The organism is Variovorax sp. GW821-FHT10B04 (assembly GCF_059415645.1).
The window spans coordinates 330922-353607 of the sequence record NZ_JBWKNQ010000002.1 but is presented as its reverse complement, the minus strand read 5'-3'; the positions used below and the strand labels follow the sequence as shown (position 1 = coordinate 353607).

23 protein-coding genes are annotated in these 22686 nt (G+C 68.1%); 4 read left to right on the top strand and 19 right to left on the bottom strand.

All coding sequences use genetic code 11. The features are described from left to right. Positions 1-21: 21 nt before the first annotated feature. The 13 genes from AC07PZ_RS06740 to AC07PZ_RS06680 form a co-directional block, all read right to left on the bottom strand. Positions 22-1080: a phosphotransferase gene (locus tag AC07PZ_RS06740; RefSeq protein ID WP_495294275.1), complete on the bottom strand. Its 1059-nt coding sequence runs from the start codon at positions 1078-1080 to the stop codon at positions 22-24. Continuing rightward, positions 1077-2105, bottom strand: a complete 1029-nt coding sequence (locus tag AC07PZ_RS06735) for a histone deacetylase family protein (protein WP_495294274.1) — start codon at positions 2103-2105, stop codon at positions 1077-1079. Before AC07PZ_RS06735 ends, AC07PZ_RS06740 begins: the two co-directional genes overlap by 4 nt. 22 nt (positions 2106-2127) lie before the next feature. Further along, positions 2128-2856: a GntR family transcriptional regulator gene (locus AC07PZ_RS06730; RefSeq protein ID WP_495294273.1), complete on the bottom strand. Its 729-nt coding sequence runs from the start codon at positions 2854-2856 to the stop codon at positions 2128-2130. A gap of 39 nt (positions 2857-2895) precedes the next feature. Continuing rightward, the gene (locus tag AC07PZ_RS06725; RefSeq protein ID WP_495294272.1) at positions 2896-3804 is read right to left on the bottom strand and encodes a DMT family transporter; all 909 of its coding nucleotides are present in this window, start codon (positions 3802-3804) and stop codon (positions 2896-2898) included. Continuing rightward, entirely contained in the window at positions 3801-4859 is a 1059-nt protein-coding gene (locus tag AC07PZ_RS06720; protein ID WP_495294271.1) for a histone deacetylase family protein, read from the bottom strand. Before AC07PZ_RS06720 ends, AC07PZ_RS06725 begins: the two co-directional genes overlap by 4 nt. Next, positions 4856-6226 carry an aminotransferase gene (locus AC07PZ_RS06715; RefSeq protein WP_495294270.1) on the bottom strand — a complete coding sequence of 457 codons (1371 nt, stop codon included), beginning with the start codon at positions 6224-6226 and terminating at the stop codon, positions 4856-4858. The genes AC07PZ_RS06720 and AC07PZ_RS06715 overlap by 4 nt, the downstream gene beginning before the upstream one ends. Before the next feature lie 38 nt (positions 6227-6264). After that, positions 6265-7218 (bottom strand): 2-hydroxyacid dehydrogenase, encoded by a 954-nt coding sequence (locus AC07PZ_RS06710; protein WP_495294269.1) that lies wholly within the window; start codon positions 7216-7218, stop codon positions 6265-6267. A 10-nt stretch (positions 7219-7228) separates the two neighbouring features. After that, positions 7229-8869: an ABC transporter ATP-binding protein gene (locus AC07PZ_RS06705; RefSeq protein WP_495294268.1), complete on the bottom strand. Its 1641-nt coding sequence runs from the start codon at positions 8867-8869 to the stop codon at positions 7229-7231. Positions 8870-8904: 35 nt separating this feature from the next. Further along, positions 8905-9753, bottom strand: a complete 849-nt coding sequence (locus tag AC07PZ_RS06700) for an ABC transporter permease (RefSeq protein ID WP_495294267.1) — start codon at positions 9751-9753, stop codon at positions 8905-8907. 114 nt (positions 9754-9867) lie between these two features. Then, a complete protein-coding gene (locus tag AC07PZ_RS06695; protein ID WP_495294266.1) occupies positions 9868-10839 on the bottom strand; it encodes an ABC transporter permease in 972 nt (323 codons plus the stop codon). Position 10840: 1 nt separating this feature from the next. Continuing rightward, the gene (locus AC07PZ_RS06690) at positions 10841-12409 is read right to left on the bottom strand and encodes an ABC transporter substrate-binding protein (RefSeq protein ID WP_495294265.1); all 1569 of its coding nucleotides are present in this window, start codon (positions 12407-12409) and stop codon (positions 10841-10843) included. A gap of 116 nt (positions 12410-12525) precedes the next feature. Further along, positions 12526-13314 (bottom strand): class II aldolase/adducin family protein, encoded by a 789-nt coding sequence (locus AC07PZ_RS06685; RefSeq protein WP_495294264.1) that lies wholly within the window; start codon positions 13312-13314, stop codon positions 12526-12528. Between the two features lie 274 nt (positions 13315-13588). Then, positions 13589-14497, bottom strand: a complete 909-nt coding sequence (locus tag AC07PZ_RS06680; protein WP_495294263.1) for a helix-turn-helix transcriptional regulator — start codon at positions 14495-14497, stop codon at positions 13589-13591. 172 nt (positions 14498-14669) lie between these two features. Between AC07PZ_RS06680 and AC07PZ_RS06675 the strand changes: the two genes are divergently transcribed. Together AC07PZ_RS06675 and AC07PZ_RS06670 are read left to right on the top strand one after the other, a co-directional pair. After that, the gene (locus tag AC07PZ_RS06675; RefSeq protein ID WP_495294262.1) at positions 14670-15905 is read left to right on the top strand and encodes an MFS transporter; all 1236 of its coding nucleotides are present in this window, start codon (positions 14670-14672) and stop codon (positions 15903-15905) included. 150 nt (positions 15906-16055) lie between these two features. Beyond that, positions 16056-17066 carry a virulence RhuM family protein gene (locus AC07PZ_RS06670; RefSeq protein ID WP_495294261.1) on the top strand — a complete coding sequence of 337 codons (1011 nt, stop codon included), beginning with the start codon at positions 16056-16058 and terminating at the stop codon, positions 17064-17066. A 1-nt stretch (position 17067) separates the two neighbouring features. Here the strand turns inward: AC07PZ_RS06670 and AC07PZ_RS06665 are convergent, their stop codons facing one another. From AC07PZ_RS06665 to AC07PZ_RS06640, 6 genes are read right to left on the bottom strand one after another with little or no spacing between them, the layout of a single operon-like run. Beyond that, a complete protein-coding gene (locus AC07PZ_RS06665; protein WP_495294260.1) occupies positions 17068-17757 on the bottom strand; it encodes a GntR family transcriptional regulator in 690 nt (229 codons plus the stop codon). 28 nt (positions 17758-17785) lie between these two features. Beyond that, the gene (locus tag AC07PZ_RS06660; protein WP_495294259.1) at positions 17786-18454 is read right to left on the bottom strand and encodes an amino acid ABC transporter permease; all 669 of its coding nucleotides are present in this window, start codon (positions 18452-18454) and stop codon (positions 17786-17788) included. Between the two features lie 6 nt (positions 18455-18460). Then, positions 18461-19141, bottom strand: coding sequence for an amino acid ABC transporter permease (locus tag AC07PZ_RS06655; RefSeq protein WP_495294258.1), 681 nt, complete (start codon positions 19139-19141; stop codon positions 18461-18463). A gap of 22 nt (positions 19142-19163) precedes the next feature. Beyond that, the gene (locus AC07PZ_RS06650) at positions 19164-20003 is read right to left on the bottom strand and encodes a transporter substrate-binding domain-containing protein (RefSeq protein WP_495294257.1); all 840 of its coding nucleotides are present in this window, start codon (positions 20001-20003) and stop codon (positions 19164-19166) included. 46 nt (positions 20004-20049) lie between these two features. After that, a complete protein-coding gene (locus AC07PZ_RS06645; RefSeq protein ID WP_495294256.1) occupies positions 20050-21003 on the bottom strand; it encodes an aminotransferase class IV in 954 nt (317 codons plus the stop codon). 25 nt (positions 21004-21028) lie between these two features. After that, positions 21029-21814, bottom strand: a complete 786-nt coding sequence (locus AC07PZ_RS06640) for an amino acid ABC transporter ATP-binding protein (protein ID WP_495294553.1) — start codon at positions 21812-21814, stop codon at positions 21029-21031. Positions 21815-21925: 111 nt separating this feature from the next. Between AC07PZ_RS06640 and AC07PZ_RS06635 the strand changes: the two genes are divergently transcribed. Both AC07PZ_RS06635 and AC07PZ_RS06630 read left to right on the top strand, forming a co-directional pair. After that, positions 21926-22402: an FKBP-type peptidyl-prolyl cis-trans isomerase gene (locus AC07PZ_RS06635; protein ID WP_495294255.1), complete on the top strand. Its 477-nt coding sequence runs from the start codon at positions 21926-21928 to the stop codon at positions 22400-22402. Between the two features lie 13 nt (positions 22403-22415). Next, entirely contained in the window at positions 22416-22667 is a 252-nt protein-coding gene (locus tag AC07PZ_RS06630; RefSeq protein WP_495294254.1) for a hypothetical protein, read from the top strand. Positions 22668-22686 lie beyond the last annotated feature (19 nt).

Here is a 22686-nt window from a genome sequence, read left to right as displayed (position 1 = left end):
GGGATGGCTCTTCGTACGGCTTCAGTTCAACGCGCAGGCGGCGCGGAAACGCGCCGTCGCGGCAGGGGCGCCGACGCGTTCGCAAGCCTCCAGCCGGGCCCACGACAGCGGGTTGTTGCGCAGCAGGTAGGCCGCGTTTTCTGGATGGCGCGCGGCGCGCCAGCCGCTGATGGCGACCACCATCGCGAGCCGCGCGGCGACCAGCGTGAACAGCACGCCGAGCTCGGCATCGGCCAGCGGACGCACCGCGTGGTATGCCGCGACGAAGGGCACGATGTCGGCCAGCGGATCGTCGCCGGTGCCCATCTGGTAGGCCGCCGCGACGGCCAGGTCGTCGATGGCCGGCGCGCGCACCATGTCGCCGAAGTCGAGGATGGCGGCGATGCGGTCGGTGTCGGCCGCGTCGACCAGCACGTTGTAGATGTTGAAGTCGTTGTGGATCGGCTGCGCCGGCAGCATGCGCAGCACCGGCTTGCCTTGCAGCACGAAGCGGTCGAGCGCACGCTCGGCCAGCGCGCGGCGTGCAGGCTCGGCGATGTGCGCGAGCAGGCCGCGCACGCTGTCGGCACGCTGCACGTCCCAGGGCAGCGGCAGGTCGCCGGCCGGATGGTCGAAGCCCTGCAGCGCGAGGTCGAGCCGCGCCAGCATGCGCGCCAGGTTCTGCTGCTGCAGCGGCGTGCGCGGCGCCTCGGGCAGCGGCAGGCCGGGCAGGTAGGTGAAGACGCGCACCACGCGCTGCCGGCCGTCGCCGGGGTCGCACAGCAGCGACGGCGCACCGTCCAGCGCGGGCACGATGCGCTGCACCGGCAGCGACGGGTCGACGCGCGCCAGATGCAGCAGCGCCTGCGTCTGGAAGTCGGCCACCAGCGCGGTCTCGGCCGGATGCGAGACCTTCAGCATGTAGCGCGCGCCGTCGGCGGTGGCCAGGCGGTAGTTGCGGTCGCGCTCGCCGGTCAGCGGCTTCATCTCGCCGTCGATGCCGAAGCGCTCGCGCGCCAGCGTGCGCACCCAGGCATCGTCGAGTTCGGGCGCGCCCTGGATCAACACCTGGGCGTCGTCGAATCCGGCGGCGTCCGTCATGCGGCCGCCGCGAAGCCGCGCAGCGCGCTCGCGATGTTCGGCCCGAGGTCGTCCGACAGGTAGCCGCCCTCCTGCACCAGCACGGTGGGCAGGCCCAGGTGCGCGATCTCGCCGAGCAGCAACGCGAAGTCGGGCGTGCGGATCTTCATGCCCTTGTACGGATCGTGTTCGTGCGCGTCGAGGCCGAGCGCCACCACGAGCGCGCCGGGCGCGAAGGCGCGGATGCTGTCGCAGGCGTCGCGCAGCGCGGGCAGGTAGCCGTCGACGTCGGTGCCGAGCGCCAGCGGCTTGTTGATGTTGTAGCCCAGGCCTTCGGCCTCGCCGCGCTCGTGCGCATGGCCGGTGAAGAAGGGCGTGAAGTTGCGCGGATCGCCGTGCAGCGAGATCGTCAGCACGTCGCTGCGGCGATAGAAGATGCCTTGCGTGCCATTGCCGTGGTGCACGTCGATGTCGAGGATGGCCACGCGCGCGTGCGCCTGACGCAGATGCTGCGCCGCGATGGCCACGTTGTTCAGGTAGCAGAAGCCGTTGGCCCGGTCGACGTAGGCATGGTGGCCGGGCGGGCGGCACAGCGCATAGGCCGCGCGCTCGCCGTCCAGCACCAGCTGCGCCGCATGCGTGGCCATGTGCGCCGACGCGGTGGCCGCGGCCCAGGTGTGGGCGCCGATGGAACAGGCCGCGTCGCCCATGTGGAAGCCGGCCTGGCCGACCACGCTCTCCGGATAGCTGCAGGGCTGGCCGGGGAACGGATGGATGTTGGGCATGACCTCGGGCGACGGATCGTCCAGCAGTTGCCAGCGCGCATGCGCCGTCTCCAGGAAGCGCAGGTACTCGGGCGTGTGGATGGCGGCGCGCGGCGCGGCGCCGAAGTCCTGGCCCGCGACGATCTCGTGGCCGTCCTGCCGCACCGCCTTCAGCAGGCGGAACGCACGCTCGGGCTGCTCGTTGCTGCGCTTGAGCTTGCCGCGCACCATGAAGAGCTGCGGGTCGTGGTCCTTGTGGGTGTCGGTGTAGACGACTTTCATCGGGCGGGTCCTTCGGAGGAAATCAGTCGGCGGCGGCCGGCGTGCCGTGCTGCTCGACGAACAGCGCGCGCACGTTGCGCCAGGCATCTTCGAGATGCACGCGCATCGCGGCCTGGGCGGCCGGCGCGTCGCGCCGCAGCAGCGCGTCGACGATCGGCCGGTGGAAGGCGGCGACCGACGCCGGGTCGTGGTAGACCGCATCGATCAGCGCGATGACCATGCGCATCTCGGTCTGCGTGTTCTGGTAGATGCGCAGCAGGTGCGCGTTGCCGGAGAGTTCGCAGATCAGCATGTGCAGCGCCAGGTCGCTGCCGATGCGCTCGTGCTGCGGCAGCGTGGGGGCCTGCAGCACCATCGCCTCGACCAGCGCCTGCACGCGGGCCAGGCCGGCGTCGCTGGCCTTGCGGCAGGCGAGTTCGATCGAGGTCAGCTCCAGGCTCAGGCGCACCTCGTACAGGTCGTCGATCTCCTGCACGCTGATGGTCCGCACCGCGAAGCCGTGCCGCGGCCGGGCCACCAGCACGCCCTGGCGCTCGAGCCGGCGTGCGGCCTCGCGCACCGGCGCGCGGCTGATGCCCATGCGGCGCGCGATGTCGGCCTCGACGATGCGGCTGCCCGGCGGCAGCCGGCCTTCGACGATGGCGCGCGTGAGCTGCGCCTCGACCAGGCCGACCAGGTCGGTCGCCTCGACCGATTCGAAGATCGCATCGTCCGACGCCGGCGGCGCGGAAGGGGAAGAAGGGAATGCCATGGTTCGTTCTTGTCTCGTTGTGTCTGTCGTTCGTCGTTCTCAGCGCGCAGCGGCGTCGCGACCGCGGCCCGTGCCCGCACGCGCCAGGTAGATGCCGGCGGCCATGATCAGCGCGATGCCCGCCATCGCCAGCCCATCGGGCGGCTTGTGGAACCAGAAGGTGCTGAAGCCGACCGCCAGCAGCAGCTGGAAGTAGTTGAGCGGCGCGAGGATCGACGCCTCGACCCGCTCGAACGCGGCCAGCAGCAGCCATTGCGCCGCGGCGCTGCAGGCGCCGCCCGCGAGCAGCAGCAGCACGTCGGCGATCGGCGGCACGTGCGCGGGCAGGAAGAAGGGTGCGGGCAACAGCGTGACGACGAAGCAGACGAGCGCGGTCCACGCGTACTGCATCGGCCCCGGCACCAGGCCCGCGAGCCGGCGTGTGAGCAGCTGGAAGACCGCATAGCAGACCGCCGACACCGCCATCAGCAGCGTGCCGAGCAGCGGCAGGTTGCCGCCGGGCCGCACGATCAGCAGCATGCCGCCGAAGCCGAAGATCACGGCCAGCCAGCGGCTGCGCTGCACGTGCTCGCCGAGCAGCCAGGGTGACAGCGCGACCATCAGCAGCGGCGCGGTGAAGTAGATGGCCGTGGCCTCGGCCAGCGGCATCCAGAGCAGTGCCGTCATGAAGCAGGTCGCGACGGTGGCCAGCATCAGGCCGCGCAGCAGCAACAGCTTCTTCTGCGGCGCGCGCCAGAAGCGCAAGTCGCCATGGCGCAGCAGCATCGAGAACGCGATGCCGCCGACCGACACGTACCGCATGATGTTCACGAAGGGCGGCGGATAGAACTGCAGCATGAACTTGCAGAACGCGTCGTACGACGCGAAGGCGAGCAGCGCGCAGAAGAACAGCGCGACGCCCGCGCCGCGCGAGCCGGGTGGGCGCAGGGCGATGGTCGCGGCGCTCATCTACCTGCCAGGAAACCCTGGATGAAGTTGTCCAGCGCCGGCCCGATCGCCTCGACCATGTAGCCGCCTTCCTGCACCACCACCGTCGGCAGGCCGAGCGCACCGACGCGTTCGCCGATGTGGCGGTAGGCGTCCAGGTCGAGCTTCAGCACGCTGATCGGGTCGTCCTTGTAGGTGTCGAAACCGAGCGCCAGCACCAGCGCCTTCGGCGCGAAGGCGCGCAGCGCGGCGGCGCCCTGGTCGACCGCCTGCAGGAACGCGTCGTTGCCCGCGCCGTGCGCGACCGGGATGTTCAGGTTGAAGCCTTCGCCCGCACCCGCGCCGCGCTCGTGCGCATAGCCGGTGTAGAACGGGTAGTAGGTCGACGGGTCGGCATGGGTCGACACGGTGAGCACGTCGTCGCGCGCATAGAAGATGTTCTGCGTGCCGTCGCCGTGGTGCGCGTCGACGTCGAACACCGCGACGCGGCCATGGCGCTCGCACAGGCGCTGCGCCGCGATGGCGCTGTTGTTGATATAGCAGAAGCCGCTGGCGCGGTCGCGGTGCGCGTGGTGGCCCGAAGGCCGGCACAGCGCATACGCGGCGCCACCGCTTTCGAGCACCGCGTCGGCCGCGGCCACGGCCGTGTGGGCCGAGCGCAGCACCGAGCGCCAGGTGTCGGGGCCGACCGGGCACGAGAGGTCGCCGATGTAGTAACCGGTGCGCGCCACCAGCGAGGGCGACGGGCAGGGCGCGCGCGCCACGCCGGGCGTGCCGCTGGTGTAGGGCGAGAGGTTGGGCAGCACCTCGATGCCGGGTTCCACGCCAGGCATCTTCAGCTCGCGCCACAGGCGGTAGGCGCTCTCGAGATAGTCGAGGTAGTCCGCGCTGTGCACGGCCTCGAGCGGCGCACGGCCATAGTCCGCCGGCTCGGCCAGCGCGATGCCGCGCTGCGCCAGCGCGTCGCGCAGTGCGTGCGCGCGGCTCGGCAGGTCGGTCGGCTTGCTGATGCGGCCGAGCCGCATGAACTGCTGCGGATCGTGCAGCAGCTGTTCGTCGGTGAAGAAGGCTTTCATGGGAGCGATGCCTCGAAGCGTTGCATCGCGCGATCGAAGCGCGCGAACAGTTCGTCGATCTGCGCGGCCGTGATGATCAGCGGCGGGCAGAAGGCGAGCGCGTCGCCCATCGCACGGATGATCAGTCCCTCGGCCAGCGCGAACTCCGCCACGCGGTAGCCGGCCTTCAGCGCCGGGTAGAAGGGCACGCGCTTCGCGGGGTCGGCCGCGAGTTCGATCGCACCGATCAGGCCGACGCCGCGGACCTCGCCCACGTGAGGATGCCCGGCGTAGGCACGCAGCCGTTGCTGGAAGAGCGGCGCCACCGACTGCACGTGCGCGAGGATGTGCTCGTCCTCGTAGACCCGCAGCGTCTCCAGCGCGATGGCGCTCGATACCGGATGGCCCGAGTAGGTGAAGCCGTGGCCGAAGGTGCCGATCTTGCCGCTGTTGGCGGCCACGGCCGCGTGCACCTTCTCGTTGACCAGCACGGCCGAGATCGGCGCATAGCCCGATGACAGCGCCTTGGCCGCCGTGAGGATGTCTGGCTTCAGGCCGAAGGTGGTCGAGCCGAACATCTCGCCGGTGCGGCCGAAACCGCAGATCACCTCGTCGGCGATCAGCAGCACGTCGTACTTCGCGAGCACCTTCTGCACCTTCTCGAAGTAGGTGGCCGGCGGCACCAGCACGCCTCCCGCGCCCATCACCGGTTCGGCGATGAAGGCGCCGACCGTCTCCGGGCCTTCGGCCAGGATGCGCTGCTCCAGCGCGTCGGCCAGCCGCGTCGCGAAGTCCTCCTCGCTCTCGCCGGCCTCGGCGAGGCGGTAATGATGCGGGCAGTCGACGCGCAGGATGCGATCGATCGGCAGGTCGAAGTCGCGGTGGTTGGTCATCAGCCCGCTCAGGCTGGCGGCCGCGACGGTGACGCCGTGGTACGCGTTGGCACGCGCGATGATCTTCTTCTTGGCCGGCTGGCCGATGGCGTTGTGGTAGTACCAGACCAGCTTGACGGCCGAGTCGTTGGCCTCCGAGCCGCTGTTGGCGAAGAACACCTTCGACATCGGCACCGGCGCCATGGCGAGCAGCTTCTCGGCCAGCGCGATGGCGGCCGGGTTCGAGCGGCCGTTGAACGTGTGGTAGTACGGCAGGCCATGCAGCGCGTCGCTGCCGGCCCGGGCCAGGCGCGCGTTGCTGAAGCCCAGCGACGCGCACCACAGGCCCGCCATGCCTTCGAGATAGCGGCGGCCCTGGTCGTCCTCCACGTAGATGCCGTCGCCGCGCTGGATCACCAGCGGGTCGGACTGCGCATGCGCGGCCAGGTTGGTGAAGGAATGCAGGTGCGCCGCGATGTCGGCGGCGGCATGTTCTGCATGAAGATTGGCGGTCATGAGCGGGTCCGTTGGGATGTCGAAGGAAGGCCGCAGCCTCAGTAGCCGCGGGCCAGGTCGACCAGTTGCGCCGGCCGGTCGCCCTGCTGCAGCAGCGCCAGGTTCTCCAGCGTCTGCCGCGCGATCACGCGGCTGTCGGTGCGGGTCGCGATGTGCGGCGTGACGAGGATGCGCGGGTCGGCCCAGAACGGATGCGCGGCCGGCAGCGGCTCCTGCGAGAACGCGTCGAGCGTGGCGGCCGACAACTGGCCGCTGTCGAGCGCGGGCTGCAGGTCGGCTTCGACCAGGTGGTCGCCGCGGCCGACGTTCACCAGGTGCGCGCCACGCGGCAGCCTGGCGAACAGGCTGGCGTTGAGGAAGCCCTTCGTCTCGGGCGTGAGCGGCAGCAGGCAGACCAGCGTGTCGCAGCCGGAGAGGAATTCATCGAGCTGGTCGGCGCCGTGGAAGCCGGCCACGCCCTCGGGCAGGTCGCTCTTGGCGGTGCGGCTCCAGCCGCGCACCTGGTAGCCGATGGTGGCGAGCGCCTCGGCGCAGGCCAGCCCGAGCGTGCCGAGTCCGGCGATGCCCACGCGATGGCTGCGCGGCGACACCACCGGCTGCTCTTCCCACCGGCCCGCGGCGGAGCTGGCGACATAGGCGCGCATGCCGCGGTGCTGCTGCACCACCGCCCAGCTCACATAGGCCTTCATGCCGGCGGCCATCGTGCTGTCGACGATGCGGCACAGCGGCGTGCCGCGCGGCAGGTCGGGGTCGGCCAGCAGGTGGTCGATGCCGGCGGCCAGCGACTGCGTGAGCTGCAGCCGCGGCAGTTGCGCAAGCAGGCCGTGCGGCGGGAACCAGCAGACGGCCACGTCGATGTCCTCCAGCGCGCCGAGATCGGCGCCGTGGCGCACGTCGGTGCCGGGCGCGACCTGCTCGAAGGCATCGGCGAGGTACTGCATGTTGATCACCGCGCTGATCAGCGCGATGGTGGGCTTCTTCTTCGTTGTCATTCCGGTGCGGTCATCCATGCGCCACGGCGGGCGCGTCGGCCGATGCGGCCGCGGGCGACGCAAGCCGCGGCACGGCATCGATGAGTTTGCGTGTGTACGGATGCTGCGGGTTGCCCAGCACCTCGTGCGTCGGCCCGTATTCCACCACCTCGCCGCGCTGCATGACGGCGATGTGGTCGCACATCTGGCCGGCCACGCGCAGGTCGTGGGTGATGAACACCATCGCCAGCTTGAACTGCTCGCGCACCTGCGCGAAGAGATCGAGCACCTGCGCCTGCACCGACACGTCGAGCGCCGACACCGGCTCGTCGGCCACCAGCAGCTCCGGCTGCATCGCCAGGGCGCGCGCGATGCCGATGCGCTGGCGCTGGCCGCCGGAGAACTCGTGCGGATAGCGCATGGCCGCGTCCGGGCCCAGGCCGACCAGCTTCAGCAGTTCGAGCGCACGCGCCATCGCCTCGTCCTTGCCGACGCCCTGCGCGATCGGCCCGCCGGCGATCGCTGCACCGATGCGGTGACGCGGGTTCAGCGACGCATACGGGTCCTGGAACACCATCTGGATCTTGCCGCCGGCCTCCTGGCGGAAGTTGCCGTTCTGCGCGAGGTTGCGGCCCTTGAACAGGATGCGCCCGCTGTCGAAGGGCGCGAGCCCGACCAGGCAGCGGCCGACGCTCGACTTGCCCGAGCCGGACTCGCCGACCAGCCCCAGCGTCTCGCCGCGGCGCAGCTCGAAGCTGATGTCCTTGGCCGCCTGCACCGATCGGCCGCGCTTGAACAGGCCGTTGCCCGACCTGTAGGTCTTGCACAGGTCCTGCACCTGCAGCACGCGCAGCGCGTCGTCGGTCGGCGTCGGGCGTCCGGCGGTGCCGGTCGGAATGGCGTCGATCAGCTTGCGGGTGTAGGCGTGCGCGGGCGCGTCGAGCACCTGGCGCGCCGGGCCGGACTCGACCACCTGGCCGGTCTGCATCACCACCACCTGGTCGGCGATTTCCGAGACCACGCCGAAGTCGTGCGTGATGAAGAGCACCGCGGTGCCGCGGCGCCGCTGCAGCTCGCGCACCAGCGTGAGGATCTGCGCCTGCGTGGTCACGTCCAGCGCGGTGGTCGGCTCGTCGCAGATCAGCAGCACCGGCTCCAGCACCAGCGCGCAGGCGATCATCACGCGCTGGCGCTGGCCGCCCGACAGGCGGAACGGGTAGCTGTCGATCGTGAGCTCGGGGTCGGGCAGGCCGACGTCGGCCAGCGCGGCGAGGATGCGGCGGCGCTTCTCGGCGGCGGGCACATGGCCGTGCGCGTCGAACACCTCGCCGATCTGGTCGCCGATGCGCATCACCGGATTCAGCGCCGTCATCGGCTCCTGGAACACCATGCCGATGCGCCGGCCGCGCAGCTCGCGCATCTGCGCCTCGTCGAGCTTCAGCAGGTCGACGCCCTCGAACAGGATCTGGCCGGCGACCGGTGCGACGTTCGGCACCGGCAGCAGGCCCATCACGGCGTTGGCGATCATCGACTTGCCCGAGCCCGACTCGCCGACGATGCACAGCGTCTGGCCAGGCAGCACCGACAGCGTGGCGGTGTCGACGGCTAGCGTGCGGTCGGCGCCCCGCGGCAGGCGGATGCTCAGGCCGACGACGTCGAGCACGGGCTTCATGGCAGGCTCTCCAGGCGCAACGACCGGGGGTGACCTCATTTCGTTCTCCCGTCGAGCCGCGTGTTGAGGCCGTCGTTGAGGCCTTCGCCCACGAGGTTCAGCGCCAGCACGGTCAGCACGATGGCCAGCCCCGGGAACAGCGCCATCCACCAGGCCTGGCGCAGCACGGTGCGCGCCGAGCCGACCATGTAGCCCCAGCTCATCTGGTTCGGGTCGCCCAGGCCGAGGAAGCTCAGGCTGGACTCCAGCAGGATCGCGGTGGCGACCATCAGCGAACCCATCACGATGATCGGCGACATGGCGTTGGGCAGGATCTGCGTGAGGATGATGCGTGGCGTCGACTGGCCGGCCAGCAGCGCGGCCTGAACGAAGTCGCGCTGGCGCAGCGTGAGGAATTCGCTGCGCACCAGCCGCGCGACCGGCGGCCACGACACGATGGCGATGGCCGCGACGATCGAGCCCACCGAGGGCTGGAAGATCGCGACCAGCACGATCGCCAGCGCGAAGCTCGGCACCGCCTGGAACAGCTCGGTGAAGCGCATCAGCGCCGCGTCGATCCAGCCGCCGAAGTAGCCGGCGACCGCACCCAGCGTGACACCGATGAGCAGCGCGACGACGGTCGACACCACGCCGATCAGCAGCGAGATGCGCGCGCCGTAGATCACGCCCGACAGGATGTCGCGGCCCAGCGTGTCGGTGCCCATCGCGAAGCCGGGTTCGGTCCAGGGCCGCAGAAAGGGCTGCTGCACCATGCCCCACGGATCGTTGGTGGCCAGCCACGGCCCGAACAGCGCGACGAGCGCCACCACCACCAGCACCACCATGCCGGCCACGGCGCCCTTGTTGCGCATGTAGCGCCGCCAGAAAGGACTGCTCAACGTCATGTCAGTAGCTCCAGTTCGAGGAACACCGCGGAACCGGCTTTGCCGGGCCGCAGGTGTTGCCCCCGGAAGGGGGTTGGCGAAAGCGACACGAAGTGCGCGAAGCCTGGGGGAGAGTCATAGTTCGATTCGCGGGTCGACCAGGGTGTAGACCAGGTCGGTGATCAGGTTGAACAGCACGGCCATCGCGGCGGTCACCAGGAAGCTGCCGAGCAGCAGGCTGTAGTCGCGCTGCAGCAGCGCGTCGAACATCAGGCGGCCGAGGCCGGGCCAGGCGAACACGGTCTCGGTCAGCACGGCGCCGCCGATCAGGCCGCCGGCCTGGATGCCGGCCAGCGTGACCACCGGCAGCAGCGCGTTGCGCAGCACGTGCGCGCGCAGGATGCGGCCGGGCCGCACGCCCTTGGCGCGCGCGGTCTTCACGAAGTCCATCTGCGCGACCTCGAGCATCGCGGCACGCGTCATGCGCGCATACACCGCCATGTAGAACAGCGCGAGCGTGAGCACCGGCAGCACCAGGTGCTGCGCGACGTCCCACGCCAGCGCAAGGCCGGTCGCACCCGAGCCGACGGTGCTGAAGCCGAAGCCCGGCAACCAGTCGAGCTGCACGGTGAAGACCAGCACCGCCATCAGCGCGAGCCAGTACAGCGGCGTGGCATAGAACAGCAGCGCGACCATGCTGATCGAGCTGTCGACCCAGGTGCCCGCCCGACGTGCCGACAGCGCACCCAGCGTGATGCCCAGGAGCAGCGACAGCGCGAAGGCGCTGCCGGTCAGCAGCAACGTGGCCGGCAGCCGGTCGGCGATCAGCTTCAGCACCGGCTGCTGCTGCCGGTACGAATAGCCCAGGTCCAGCTGCACCACCTTGCCGAGGTAGGTCGCGAGCTGGGTCGTGATCGGCTTGTCGAGCCCGAACTGCGCACGCAGCTGCGCGACGAACTGCGCGTCCGACGCGCCGGCCTCGCCGGCCATCACCGACACCGGATCGCCCGGCGCCGCGCGCACCAGCATGAAGTTGACCGTCGCGATCAGCAGGATCGCCACCAGACCCTGCAGCACGCGGGTCAGCATGAACTGCGTGCGCTTCATGTCAGCCGACGCTCGCACCGCCGAGGCTGTCGTTGAGGCCGATGCCTGACGTGATCAAGTTGTTGAGCTTGGTGCGGTACAGCGTCGGAAAGTTGATCTCGTAGAGCCACGCCACCGGCACTTCGTCGAGCAGGATCTTCTGCGCCTCGAGGTAGATGGCCTTGCGCTTCTCGGGGTCCGCTTCCTTGCCGCCGGCTTCGAACAGCGCGTCGATCTTCGGGTTGGAGTAGCCCTCGACGTTGTTGAAGGGCGAGCCCTTCGCGATGTTGGCCGTGGTGTAGTTGCGCGCCACGCCGAGTGCCGGGTCGCCGTACTGGTACACGTAGGTGAAGGCGAGGTCGTAGTCCCACTCGTTGAGCTTCTGGTTCCAGCCGGCCACGTCGGTCGCGACCATCTCGATCTTCACGCCGGCCTGCGCCAGGTTCTGCCGCAGGATCTCGGCCGAGCGCGTCCAGGTCTCGCCGTAGGGCAGCGGCAGCAGGCGCAGCGTTTCGCCCTTGTAGCCGGCCTCGGCCAGCAGCTTCTTGGCGGTGTCGACGTTGCGCGGGTACTTGGCGACGTCGGTGCTGTAGAACTTGATGTTGCTGTTGAAGGGGCCGGTCGCCGGCTTGGCGAAGCCCTGCCAGGCCACCTTGCAGATCGCCTCGCGGTCGATCGCATGCATCATGGCCTGGCGGAACTTGACGTTGTCCATCGGCGCCTTGCGGTTGTTGATCCACAGCCATGCGTGCGGCGCGAAGAACTCCCAGCCCTTGGTCGTGACGGCAACGCCGGGCAGCTTGGACAGGCGCTGCACGTCGAAGAACTCGACCGCGCCGCCGGGCACCAGGTCGACCTTGCCGGATTCGAAAGCCGCCGCGCGCGAGGCCGCGTCCGGGATCACGTGGAAGTAGACGCTCTCGACCAGCGGCATGTCGGGCACGTGGTAGTCGGTGTTGGCGACCAGCTGGATGTAGCTGCCCTTGACCCATTCCTTGAACTTCAGCGGGCCGGTGCCGATCGGCGTCGCGTTGGCCGGGTTCGTGAGGAAGTCGGTGCCTTCGTAGATGTGCTTGGGCACCATCGGCATGCTGCCGACTTCGAAGATGCCGATGAAGGGACCGAAGGGGTACTTGAGCTTGAACTCGACCGTCAGCGGATCAATCGCCTTGATGCTCTCGACCGAGGCCAGGTTGGCGCGCAGCCGCGCATGCGTCTTGCGCAGGAAGACGTCGGCCGAGAACACCACGTCGTCGGCGGTGAAGGGCTTGCCGTCATGCCACTTGACGCCCGGCTTCAGCTTGAAGGTGAAGACCGTGCCTTCCTTGTTCTGCGTCCACGAGGTGGCCAGCGAGGGCAGCGGATTGATCTTCTCGTCGTAGCGCAGCAGGCCTTCGTAGATGTTGCCCGCGATCATCTGCGTCGGGCCGTTCTGCGTGATGCCCAGCATCAGCCCGGGCGGCTCCGGCTGCACGACGGCGTTGATCACGCCGCCCTTCTTTCCAGCGGCCAGCACATGCATCGGAACGCCGGCAAGCGTGAAACCTGCGGCAGCGGCGGCACCCATCTGGATGAGATTGCGACGTTTCATGGACACGGACTCCTGATTGCTAAGTTGAAGAGAGGACGAATGAGCGGGAGACAAGGCAAGGCCGCACGAAGTGCGCGGAGGCCTGGGGGCGGGTCAGGCTTTCGAGTCAAGCCTTGTCAGGCCTTGTATGAGGTCGGCGGCAGCGGCTCGATGCGCTGCAGCATCGCGGCCCATTCGCGGCCGTTCGGATCGGGGTCGCCCGGCTTGCGCGAGCTGTCACCGCTCTCGTACTGCCGCGCGGTCTTCTCGCAGACGTCGGCCGGCACCGGGTGGATCGGCTGGCCGCTCGCCTGGATCGCCATCTGCACGCGGCAGGCGCGCTCCAGGTTCAGCATGAGGATGAAGGCTTCGGACACCGTGCGGCCCAGCGTGAGCAGGCCGTGGTTGCGCAGGATCATGGCGCGCGACGTCGGGCCGAGGTCGGCGATCAGCCGCTCGCGCTCCTCGAAGTCGAGCGCGATGCCTTCGAACGCGTGATAGACCACGCGGTTGTAGAACTGCAGCGCCCACTGGTTGCAGGGCTGCAGCCCGCCGGCCAGCGACGACACGCCGACGCCCGCCACCGTGTGCGTGTGCAGCACGCAGGCCGCGTCGTGCCGCGCCGAATGCACCGCGCTGTGGATCGTGAAGCCGGCCGGGTTCACGTCGTAGGGCGAGTCGTCGAGGATGCGGCCTTCGAGGTCGATCTTCACGAGCGACGAGGCCGTGATGTCCTTGAACAGCATCCCGTAGGGGTTGATCAGGAACTGGTCGTCCGCACCCGGCACGCGCGCCGAGATGTGCGTGTAGATGCTGTCGTCCATGCCGTAGTAGGCGACCAGCCGGTACGCGGCAGCGAGGTCCTCGCGCACCTGGCGCTCGGCATCGGACATGGACGGGCGGCTGCCCACGACATGCAAGGACATGGCTTTTCTTCCTGGTGATTTCGCTGGCACGGTGTGGCGCGCACCGTCTTGATTGCCTCATGCAAACTGTCGACAGTCAACGCTCAACAGGTCCAAAGCAATATGCAGGCCAGAAATCCGGCGCAGTCCATCCCCGCGCTGGTGCGCGCACAGCAACTTCAATCAGGTACGGAGAAATTCCATAGACACCGCAGAACCGGCGCCGCAGGGCTGCAGGTGCGCCCCCTGCAAGGGGGTTGGCGAAAGCGACACGCAGTGCGCGAAGCCTGGGGGGTCAGTCGCGCAACGCGAGGTGCGGCGCCAGCATCACCACCGTCTTGATGTCCAGCTTGTCGAACACCGTCCGCGCCTGCGTGCGGATGGTCTCGAGCGACCGGTCCAGCTGCGCCGCAACCTGCTTCTGCGTCAGCCCGTCGGCCAGCAGGCGCGCGACCATCAGTTCGCGCGTGCTCAGGCTGTCCACGGCGTGGCGGCGGCGCGCTCGCAAGAACAGCACTTCATGCTCGAGCGTGCGTTCCACCACCACGCGCTGGCCGACGACCTGGCTGTCGCCGCCGGCCAGCAGCGCAGAGAGCGCTTCGGGCAGTTGGTCTTCCGCGTTTCCGTTCCATTCCAGATGCATCAGTTCACGGAAACGGGGATCGGCGTGATAGATCACCCCGCGCGCATCGGCGATGGCGACGGCCCAGGTGTCGCGCGTGTTGTCGCCGCCGAGGCGGTCGAGATGCACCAGCCGGTTCAGCGCCAGCGCCTGCATGAGATGCGGCGCCAGGTGCGACAGCAATTCGATCTCGGCCGGTTTGCAGACCCGATCCGGGTCGGTGCGAAACAGCGAGATCCAGTGCACGAACTGCGTGCGCGGATTCAGGTCGGAAGTGACGAAGAAATTGCGGTGCCCGAACTCGTCGCAGAAATCCCGCATCGCCCCGTGGGCCGGCCCGGCGAAATCGCGCGCGACATTGAAACCCATGGTGGCGCGCGGCTGACGCGTGACCTGCATCGCCGCCGGGTCGAGATGCTTGATCTTCTCGTAGGCCTGCAGCATCCGGGGCGACACGTTGTAGAGGTGGGCGCTGTGGATCTCGATGCCGGCCCTCGTCATCGTCGCCGTGCCCCACACCGACGAATCGAAGTGAAGCGCCGCCTTCAGATCGGTCAGGATCTGGTCCTGAAAACTTTGCACATCCAATTCCTGGGCCCGCCGGTATGCGGTCAGGAGCAGATGGCTGAATGCAGAGAGCATCGGGAGGGCTACAGTTTTTTACATTCTGCCCTTGCAATTGGTCACATGTCCGAATTCGACTGAAATTAAAGGTTAATTCACGCAAGATGAAGACTTATTGATTACAAATGAAATGAATTCAAGACCGTTTCCGATCTCTTTCATATTCCTGGGCTGGGCCAATCTGGCGGCCCAGTCGGCCGAACAACTCAGTCTTTCGGCCGTTCCGCTGGTTGCCGTCCTGATGCTTGGCGCCGGCCCGGGCGACATCGGCGCACTTGCTGCCGTGCAGACGCTGCCCTTCCTGCTGTTGTCGATTCCGTTCGGCCTGGCCGCGGACCGCGTGTCGAAACGGCGGTTGATGATCGGGGCCGAAGCATTGCGTGCGCTGTCGCTGGTCGGCTTGCTCGCGGCGGTGCTGTGGGGCCGGCTGTCGATCGGATGGCTGGGCGCGCTCGGATTTCTCGGCGCGGTCGGCACCGTCGCCTTCAGTGTTGCCGCGCCGGCGCTGGTCCCCGCGCTGGTGCCGCGCGGTGCGCTGGCACAGGCCAATGGCCGGCTCGAACTGGCGCGCAGTGCCGCCTTCACGGCCGGCCCGGCCCTCGCCGGCGCGCTGGTGTCGTGGGCCGGCGCATCGGCCGCCTTCGAGCTGGCGACGATGCTGTCGGTCGTGGCGGCCGGGTTGCTGCTGCGGCTGCCGGAGTCGCCGACCGCAGCGTCCTCGGCCGCTGCGGCGCCGCGGCACCCTTGGGCCGAGTTGAAGGACGGCGCGCGGCTGGTCTGGGACCACCCCTTGCTTCGGCCGATGCTGCTGACTGCCGCCGTGTGGAACCTGTCGTGGTTCGTGCTGCAGGCGGCCTATGTGTCCTACGCGGTCCGGGCGCTCGGGCTCGGCGCCGATGGCGTCGGCCTGACGCTGGCGGCCAACGGCGCGGGCATGGTGGCCGGCGCGCTGCTGGCGCCACGCGTGATCGCCGCCCTGCCCTTCGGCCGCGCCGTCCAGCTCGGCCCGGCCGTGTCGGTGCTGGCCGCCGCGCTGATGGTCGCGACGCTCGCCTGGCCCAACGGCGCGCTGGCTGGGCTGTCGTTCTTCCTGCTCGGCGCCGGGCCGATCATCTGGGTGATCACGTCCGCCACGCTGCGCCAGAGCGTCACGCCGGACGGCATGCTGGGGCGTGTGTCGGCACTGTTCCTGGCGGTGAATGCGGGCGCGCGGCCGGTCGGCGCGGCGCTGGGCGGGTTGATCGGGGTGTATGGGGGCGAGGCCATGTGTCTGTGGGCTGCGCTGGCGGGATTCGTGGCGCAGGCGGGGTTGATCTTTGGGTCGGGGGCGTTGCGGGGGTTGGTGGGGTTGCCGGAGCGGGGGTGACGAGGGGTCGCGCATTCCATCGCGGAGCTCAAGGCCGGCCTAATATGCGCCGTCACCGGCAGGTTCTTGATGCTTCTTGGAACGCTATGAGTTCGTGCTGCCTGAAATCTCTGAACCACCTGCAAAGAGAAGAGCTGGAGCGCCTGCAGCATGAATGAATTGATTCTTTACACCACCGAAGATGGAAAAAGCCAGATTCAACTTCGGGCTGATTTGGGTACGGTTTGGCTGACCCAGCTTGAAATGGCGGAGTTGTTCCAGACCAGCAAGCAGAACATCGCCAAGCACCTCAAAGCCATCTTTTCTGAGCAGGAGTTGAGTCAAGATTCAGTTGTCAACCAACGGTTGACAACTGCCGCTGACGGCAAGAACTACCGCGTGTCGCACTACAACCTCGACGCCATCCTCGCCGTGGGCTACCGCGTGCGCTCACCGCGCGGCGTACAGTTCCGCCGCTGGGCGTCCACCGTGCTGAAGGAGTACCTGGTCAAAGGCTTCGCGATAGACGACGAGCGGCTGAAGAACCCTGATGGCCGCCTGGACTACTTCGACGAGATGCTGGCGCGCATCCGGGACATCCGGGCTTCGGAAAAGCGCTTTTACCAAAAGGTGCGCGATCTGTTGGCGCTGGCCAGCGACTACGACAAGACGGACCAGGCAACGCAGGGTTTTTTCGCCGCGGTACAAAACCTGCTGCTTTACGCCGTGACGCAGAAGACGGCGGCCGAACTCATCACAGCTCGGGCCAATCGCGATGACCCCAACTTTGGCCTGATGCATTGGAAGGGCGCCCAAGTGCGCAAGCAAGACATCCTGGTGGCCAAGAATTACCTGACCGAAGACGAGATAGACACCCTGAACAGGCTGGTGGTGATCTTCCTGGAAACAGCGGAGCTGCGCACCAAGAGCCGCCAAGAAATTCGCATGGCTTTTTGGAAGCAGAACGTGGACCAGATCGTGAGCTTCAACGGTTTTCCTGTACTCACGCACACCGGCGCGGTGAGCCATGCGCAGATGGAATCCAAGACGAGTGCGCTCTACCTCGACTACGACCAGCGTCGCAAGCAGCAAGACGCACTGCATGCCGACCAGCAAGACGACGCGGACCTGAAGGCGCTGGAGAACGCCATCAAGCACCGCCCGAAAAACGATCAGGGCTGATTCAGTCGCGCGCTGCTGTCCGCTGGAGCGCCGCCCGAATCGTCCCCAACCCCCGCAGCAAATGCGCATCCAGCTCTTCCAGCATCGCATTCAGGTCGTCCCCGATCGCCAGTGTCAGGAAAAGCTTGTGGTTCTCCGCATAGTCCGGCTTCGGCGTGTGCGTGAGCCGGCAGACGGCGAAGCCGAGCTGGATCTTCTGCGTCATCTGTTGCCACACGTCGAGCAGCAAATGGTTGCCGCAGCGTTCATAGACCAGCCCATGAAAGTGCGCCTCGGCAGCACTCTCGCGGTTCAGTTCTCGGCTGGCGACGGCTTCGGCCAGCGCGTCGTAGCGCGCCGTCATCTCTGCGCGAAACGCCGCGTCGCGTTGCGGCCAGAGGCGGATGAAGGCCTGCTTCTCCATGATGCGGCGAACCTCGTACACATCGCTCATCGTCTCTTCGTCGATGTCGGCGACATAGGTGCCGGCGTAGGGCCGGTTCACGACCAGGCCGGTTTCGATCAGCTCGCGAATGGCTTCGCGCAACAGGCCGCGGCTGACGCCGAACTGGGTCGCGAAGTGGCTTTCGACCAGTTGTGTGCCGGGCGCGATCTGGCCGGTGAGGATGGCCGTGCGCAGCGTCTGGGCCACGTAGTCGCGGCGGGTGGCGGACGGCGCAGGCGCGAAGTCGGGAAGGGTGTGGGTCGCCATCGCTGTGAGTTTCTCGTTCGTGGTGTGCTCAGGCGCCGCGCAGCGCCAGCCGCTTCTCGAGCCGGCTCGCAGCCCAGGCACCGGGGTAGATGAGCACGAAGTAAATCACGGCCACGGCGGTGAGCATTTCCAGCGGCCGGTACGACACCGCACTGAGCGCGCGGCCCTGGTACATCAGCTCGTGCACGGCGATCACCGAGGCGACCGACGTGTTCTTGGCCAGCTCGATGCCGCGGTTGGTGAAGGCGGGCAGCATGCGCTTGAGCACCTGCGGCAGCACCACGCGGCGCAGCACCTGCGCGCGCTCCATGCCGATGGCGAGCGCGCCTTCCCACTGTCCCTTGGGCAACGACGCGATGCCGCCGCGGAAGATCTCCGAGCAGTAAGCCGACGCATTGAGCGTGAGCGCCAGCAGCGCCGCCACGTAGGGGCTCAGCTGCACGCCGGTGACGATCGGGAACGCGTAGAAGAACCACACCAGCTGGATGAGGATGGGGATGTTGCGGAACAGTTCCATGTAGCCGCGCGCGGCGGCACCGAGCAGCCGGCTGTTCGACCGTGCCGCCAGCGCGATCAGCACGCCGAGCAGCATCGCCGCCGGAAAGGCCACGGCCCACAGCCAGGCCGTGACGCCGACGCCCTTGAGCAGCACCGGCCAGTTCTGCAGCACGGCCGAGAAGTCCCAGGTGAAATCCATGGCGCGTCAGGCTCCCTGCGTGCGGGTCGACACGCTCAGCCGGTGCTCGAGCGCGCGGGCACCGATGCTCAACACCAGCAGCGTGAGGAAGAAGATGCCCGCGATCACGGTGTAGACCTCGAGCGGCCGGAAGGTGATGGAGTTGACCTGCATGGCCTGGTACAGCAGGTCGGAATAGGCCAGCGTCGACGCCAGCGCGGTGGTCTTGATGAGTTCGAACGCGCGCTCGATGAAGGGCGGCACCATGCGCGCCATGGCCTGCGGCAGCACCACGCGGCGCAGCGCCTGGTGCGGCTGCATGCCGATGGCGCGCGCGCCTTCCCACTGGCCGCGCTCAACCGACACCACGCCGCCGCGGAACACCTCGGCGAAGAAGGCGCCCGACTGCGTCGACAACGCGATGACGGCTGCCACGTACGGGTCGAGGCTCACGCCGATGAGCACCGGCAGCGCATAGAACGCCCAGAAGAAGTGCACCAGCGGCGGCGTGTTGCGATAGAACTCGATGAACCACAGCGCGGGCAGCGCCAGCCAGCGCTTGCCCGACAGCCGCAGCGCCGCGAGCACGATGCCGACCACGACGCCCACCGCGATGGCGACGGCGGCGATCTTGATCGTGCCGACGAAGCCGGCCAGCAGCATGTCGCGGTGCGCCCAGACGCCGCTGAAGTCCCATGCGTAGTTCATGTTCTTCGCCGCCTTGCGCCGGTTACTGGCCCAGCGTTTCCTTCATCACGCCGGGCACGGTGGCCGCGTCGATGTTCTTGGTCTTCAGGTACTGCGCGTACAGCGCCTGCGTCTGGCCCGAGGCGTAGAGCTTGCCGATGATGGCGTCGAGCTGGTCGCGGAAGGCGGTGTCGGTCTCGCGGCGGATGCCCACGCTGGTCGGCAGCGCGACGACCGGTTGCGGCACCTGCACCTTGCCCTTGCGGATCTTCGAGTACGCGATGACCAGCGCCGGGTGATAGAAGCCGATGGCGTCGACGCGGCCCGACATGAAGGCGGCCACGGTCTCGTCGGTGTTGGTGAAGCGCTCGATCTTGGCCTTGGGCAGGCGCACGGTCAGGTCGCGGTCGGTGGCGGTGCCCAGCGCCACGCCGATGCGCACCTCGGGCTTGTCGAGGTCGGCCCAGTTCCTGGCGACCAGGCCGTCCTTGGTGAGCACGCCCTGCGCATACCAGAGCAGCGGATTGGCCGGGAAGTCGAGCGCCTTCTTGCGCTCCTCGGTCGCGTCCAGCACGAACATCGCGTCGATCTGGCCGGCCTGCAGCGCAGCCACGCTGTTGCCCCAGGTGGTTTCGACCGGCGTCATCTTCACGCCCATCTCCTTGGCGACCTGCTCGCCCAGCAGCACGCCCAGGCCGGTCCACTTGTCCGTCGCCGGATCGCGGAAGTACCACGGGTCGCCGGGCGCGACGCCGATGCGCAGCTCGCCGGCCGACTTGACCTTTTGCAGGGTCTGCGCGGACACGGCAAGGCTGCCGAGCGACAGGGTGGCGGCGAGCGTGACGGCGAGGGCACGGCGCAGGAACGAGGTGTTGGCGTTCATGGGTTGATTCCGGTGACGGGTTGAGGGACGAGGGTTGGAGAAGAAATCAATCGGCGGCCGGCAGCGTGCCGTGCGCGTCGCTGGCACTCGCGATGTAGGCGCGGTAGAGGGCGTCGAGACGCTGCGTGACCGGGCCGCCCGGCACCATGGCGCGGCCGTCGACCGACTGCACCGGCGTGATACCGGCCAGCGTGCCGGTGACGAAGGCCTCGTCGGCGGCGTACACCTCAGCCAGCGTGAAATCGCCTTCGAACACCGGGATGCCCGCTTCGCGCGCGAGCCGCACGAGGGTGCCGCGCGTGATGCCGTTGAAGCAGTAGCGGCCCGACGACGTCCACAGCGCGCCGTTGCGCACCACGAAGAAGTTGGTCGAGTTGCAGCTGGAGACGAAACCGTGCGGGTCGAGCATCACGGCCTCGTCGGCCCCGGCCTGGATCGCCTGGATCAGCGCCTGGATCAGGTTCAGGCGGCTGTGCGAATTGAGCCGCAGGTCGAACACGTCGGGCCCGCTGCAGCGGTAGGTGGAGGTGAAGAGCTTCAGCCCTTTCCGCTTGGCCTCGGGCGTGACGACCTTGTGCTCGGCCACGCACACGATGGTGGCGCCGCCGATGATGAAGCGCGGATCCTGGTTGGGCGTCTTCTTCACGCCGCGGGTGACCATCAGCCGTGCGTGCGCGCCGTCTCGCATGCCGTTGCGCAGGAAGGTGTCGGTCACGACCTTCTTGATCTGGTCCTTGCTCATGCCGATGTCGAGCGAGATCGACCTGGCGCCTTCCCACATGCGGTCGATGTGCGCGTCGAAGGACACGATGCGGCCGTCGACCAGCCGCACGCCTTCCCACACGCCGTCGCCGCAGACATAGCCGGCGTCGAACACCGACACGGTGGCCTGGTGACGCGGCACGAACTGGCCGTTGACATGGACGAGCACCGCGTCGTTGCGATCGTCGGGGGTGTAGGCCTGGGAACTGGTCTTGGAGAGAGCGCTGTCGGCGGACATGGGTCGTGGGGTTCGGTGATTCGGTTCAGAAATGAAAGGCGGTGAAGCGCTCGAGGAAGCGCTGCGTGCGTTCCTGCTTTGGGTGCTTGAGCACCTCGTCGGGCGTGCCCGTCTCGTGCAACTGGCCGTCGGCGAGGAACACCACCTTGGTGGCGAAGTGATAGGCAAAGCCGAGTTCGTGGGTCACCAGCAGCATGGTCCGGCCTTCGTTGGCGAGCGCGAGGATGGTCGAGAGCACCTCGCCGACCAGCTCGGGGTCGAGCGAGGACGTGGGCTCGTCGAACAGCAGAACCTCGGGCTCCATCGCCAGCGCGCGGGCGATGGCCACCCGCTGCTGCTGGCCGCCGGACAGGTGACCGGGGTAGGCGCCGGCTTTCTCGGCGAGCCCGACCTTGGTCAATTCGCGCAGTGCGCGCTCACGTGCGTCGCTTGTCGACTCGCGCTTGACGGTGACAAGCCCCTCCATGACGTTCTGCAGCACCGTCATGTGCGGGAACAGGTTGAACTGCTGGAACACCATGCCGACCTGCTTGCGCACCGCGCTCAGTTCGGTCCGGCCGTAGCGGATCTCGCCACCGTCGCGGGCCGGCGTGCCGATGGCGCGGCCCTTGAGCACCACGCGACCGGCGGACGGCATCTCCATGAAGTTCAGGCAGCGCAGCAGCGTGCTCTTGCCCGAGCCGCTCGACCCGATGACCGCGATGCGGTCGCCCGGCTGCACGTCGAGGTCGATGCCGCGCAACACATGGTGCGCGCCGAAGCGCTTGTGCAGCCCTTGAATCTGGAGGATGGACGGTGTCGGAGTCATGATGTCTGGATTCTGCTGATTGTCGAACAATCGACAATCGGTAGTTGTACGACTTTAGCAAGACATATGCCAGACCGCTGAGCAGGCCATGACGCAGCAGGCGAAAATCCCCCCATGCAAATCCAAAAAGACACTGTCGTCACCCTCACCTACAAAGTCGCCGACGCGCAGGGCAAGCTGATCGAAGCCAGCCCGGAGCCCATGGCTTATCTGCATGGCGGCTACGACAACACGCTGCCCAAGATCGAGGCGGCGCTCGACGGCCAGGCCAAGGGCTACAAGGTCACGCTCGACCTGTCGCCCGAAGACGGTTTCGGCGTGCGCGACGAGTCGCTGGTGCGCACCATCCCCAAGTCGGAATTCCCGCCGGGCGTGAAGGTCGGCGGCCAGCTGCAGGGCCGGCTCGACGACGGCACCGAGCACGTGTTCACCGTGACGAAGATCAAGGGCCCGGTGGTGCTGCTCGACGGCAACCATCCCTGGGCCGGCAAGCAACTGCGCTTCAGCATCACGGTGGTCGACGTCCAGGCGGCGACCGAAGAAGAGATCGCGCACCGCCACGTGCACGGCGCCCACGGCCACCACCATTGAACGGCATCACATCATGACCAGAGACGCAGCCCGCCAGAACGAACTGAAGAAGATGGCGCTGTGCGAGCCCTGCACCGGCATCCAGCGCAACTGGCGCCGCGCGCCGGGGCATGCGGAACTGGTGCAAGGCCAGAGCCGCAAGGAAGAGCGCGAGACCGGCACGGTGAACATCACGCGCTACCGCTGCGACCGCTGCGGCACCGCCTGGGAATACGAGAACGACAAGGCCAACCTGCATGCGGGCTGGTCGGTGGTCGGCGGCTGACGTCGCCGACCTTCCTTCT

Excerpts from the sequence above, each read along its gene's own strand:
- AC07PZ_RS06705 (WP_495294268.1), bottom strand. The coding sequence starts at position 8,869 with ATGAAGCCCGTGCTCGACGTCGTCGGCCTGAGCATCCGCCTGCCGCGG.
- AC07PZ_RS06710 (WP_495294269.1), bottom strand. The coding sequence starts at position 7,218 with ATGACAACGAAGAAGAAGCCCACCATCGCGCTGATCAGCGCGGTGATC.
- AC07PZ_RS06655 (WP_495294258.1), bottom strand. The coding sequence starts at position 19,141 with ATGAACTACGCATGGGACTTCAGCGGCGTCTGGGCGCACCGCGACATG.
- AC07PZ_RS06720 (WP_495294271.1), bottom strand. The coding sequence starts at position 4,859 with ATGAAAGCCTTCTTCACCGACGAACAGCTGCTGCACGATCCGCAGCAG.
- AC07PZ_RS06690 (WP_495294265.1), bottom strand. The coding sequence starts at position 12,409 with ATGAAACGTCGCAATCTCATCCAGATGGGTGCCGCCGCTGCCGCAGGT.
- AC07PZ_RS06645 (WP_495294256.1), bottom strand. The coding sequence starts at position 21,003 with ATGTCCGCCGACAGCGCTCTCTCCAAGACCAGTTCCCAGGCCTACACC.
- AC07PZ_RS06725 (WP_495294272.1), bottom strand. The coding sequence starts at position 3,804 with ATGAGCGCCGCGACCATCGCCCTGCGCCCACCCGGCTCGCGCGGCGCG.
- AC07PZ_RS06630 (WP_495294254.1), top strand. The coding sequence starts at position 22,416 with ATGACCAGAGACGCAGCCCGCCAGAACGAACTGAAGAAGATGGCGCTG.
- AC07PZ_RS06695 (WP_495294266.1), bottom strand. The coding sequence starts at position 10,839 with ATGAAGCGCACGCAGTTCATGCTGACCCGCGTGCTGCAGGGTCTGGTG.
- AC07PZ_RS06670 (WP_495294261.1), top strand. The coding sequence starts at position 16,056 with ATGAATGAATTGATTCTTTACACCACCGAAGATGGAAAAAGCCAGATT.
- AC07PZ_RS06675 (WP_495294262.1), top strand. The coding sequence starts at position 14,670 with ATGAATTCAAGACCGTTTCCGATCTCTTTCATATTCCTGGGCTGGGCC.
- AC07PZ_RS06635 (WP_495294255.1), top strand. The coding sequence starts at position 21,926 with ATGCAAATCCAAAAAGACACTGTCGTCACCCTCACCTACAAAGTCGCC.
- AC07PZ_RS06730 (WP_495294273.1), bottom strand. The coding sequence starts at position 2,856 with ATGGCATTCCCTTCTTCCCCTTCCGCGCCGCCGGCGTCGGACGATGCG.
- AC07PZ_RS06660 (WP_495294259.1), bottom strand. The coding sequence starts at position 18,454 with ATGGATTTCACCTGGGACTTCTCGGCCGTGCTGCAGAACTGGCCGGTG.
- AC07PZ_RS06715 (WP_495294270.1), bottom strand. The coding sequence starts at position 6,226 with ATGACCGCCAATCTTCATGCAGAACATGCCGCCGCCGACATCGCGGCG.
- AC07PZ_RS06650 (WP_495294257.1), bottom strand. The coding sequence starts at position 20,003 with ATGAACGCCAACACCTCGTTCCTGCGCCGTGCCCTCGCCGTCACGCTC.
- AC07PZ_RS06665 (WP_495294260.1), bottom strand. The coding sequence starts at position 17,757 with ATGGCGACCCACACCCTTCCCGACTTCGCGCCTGCGCCGTCCGCCACC.
- AC07PZ_RS06735 (WP_495294274.1), bottom strand. The coding sequence starts at position 2,105 with ATGAAAGTCGTCTACACCGACACCCACAAGGACCACGACCCGCAGCTC.
- AC07PZ_RS06700 (WP_495294267.1), bottom strand. The coding sequence starts at position 9,753 with ATGACGTTGAGCAGTCCTTTCTGGCGGCGCTACATGCGCAACAAGGGC.
- AC07PZ_RS06685 (WP_495294264.1), bottom strand. The coding sequence starts at position 13,314 with ATGTCCTTGCATGTCGTGGGCAGCCGCCCGTCCATGTCCGATGCCGAG.
- AC07PZ_RS06740 (WP_495294275.1), bottom strand. The coding sequence starts at position 1,080 with ATGACGGACGCCGCCGGATTCGACGACGCCCAGGTGTTGATCCAGGGC.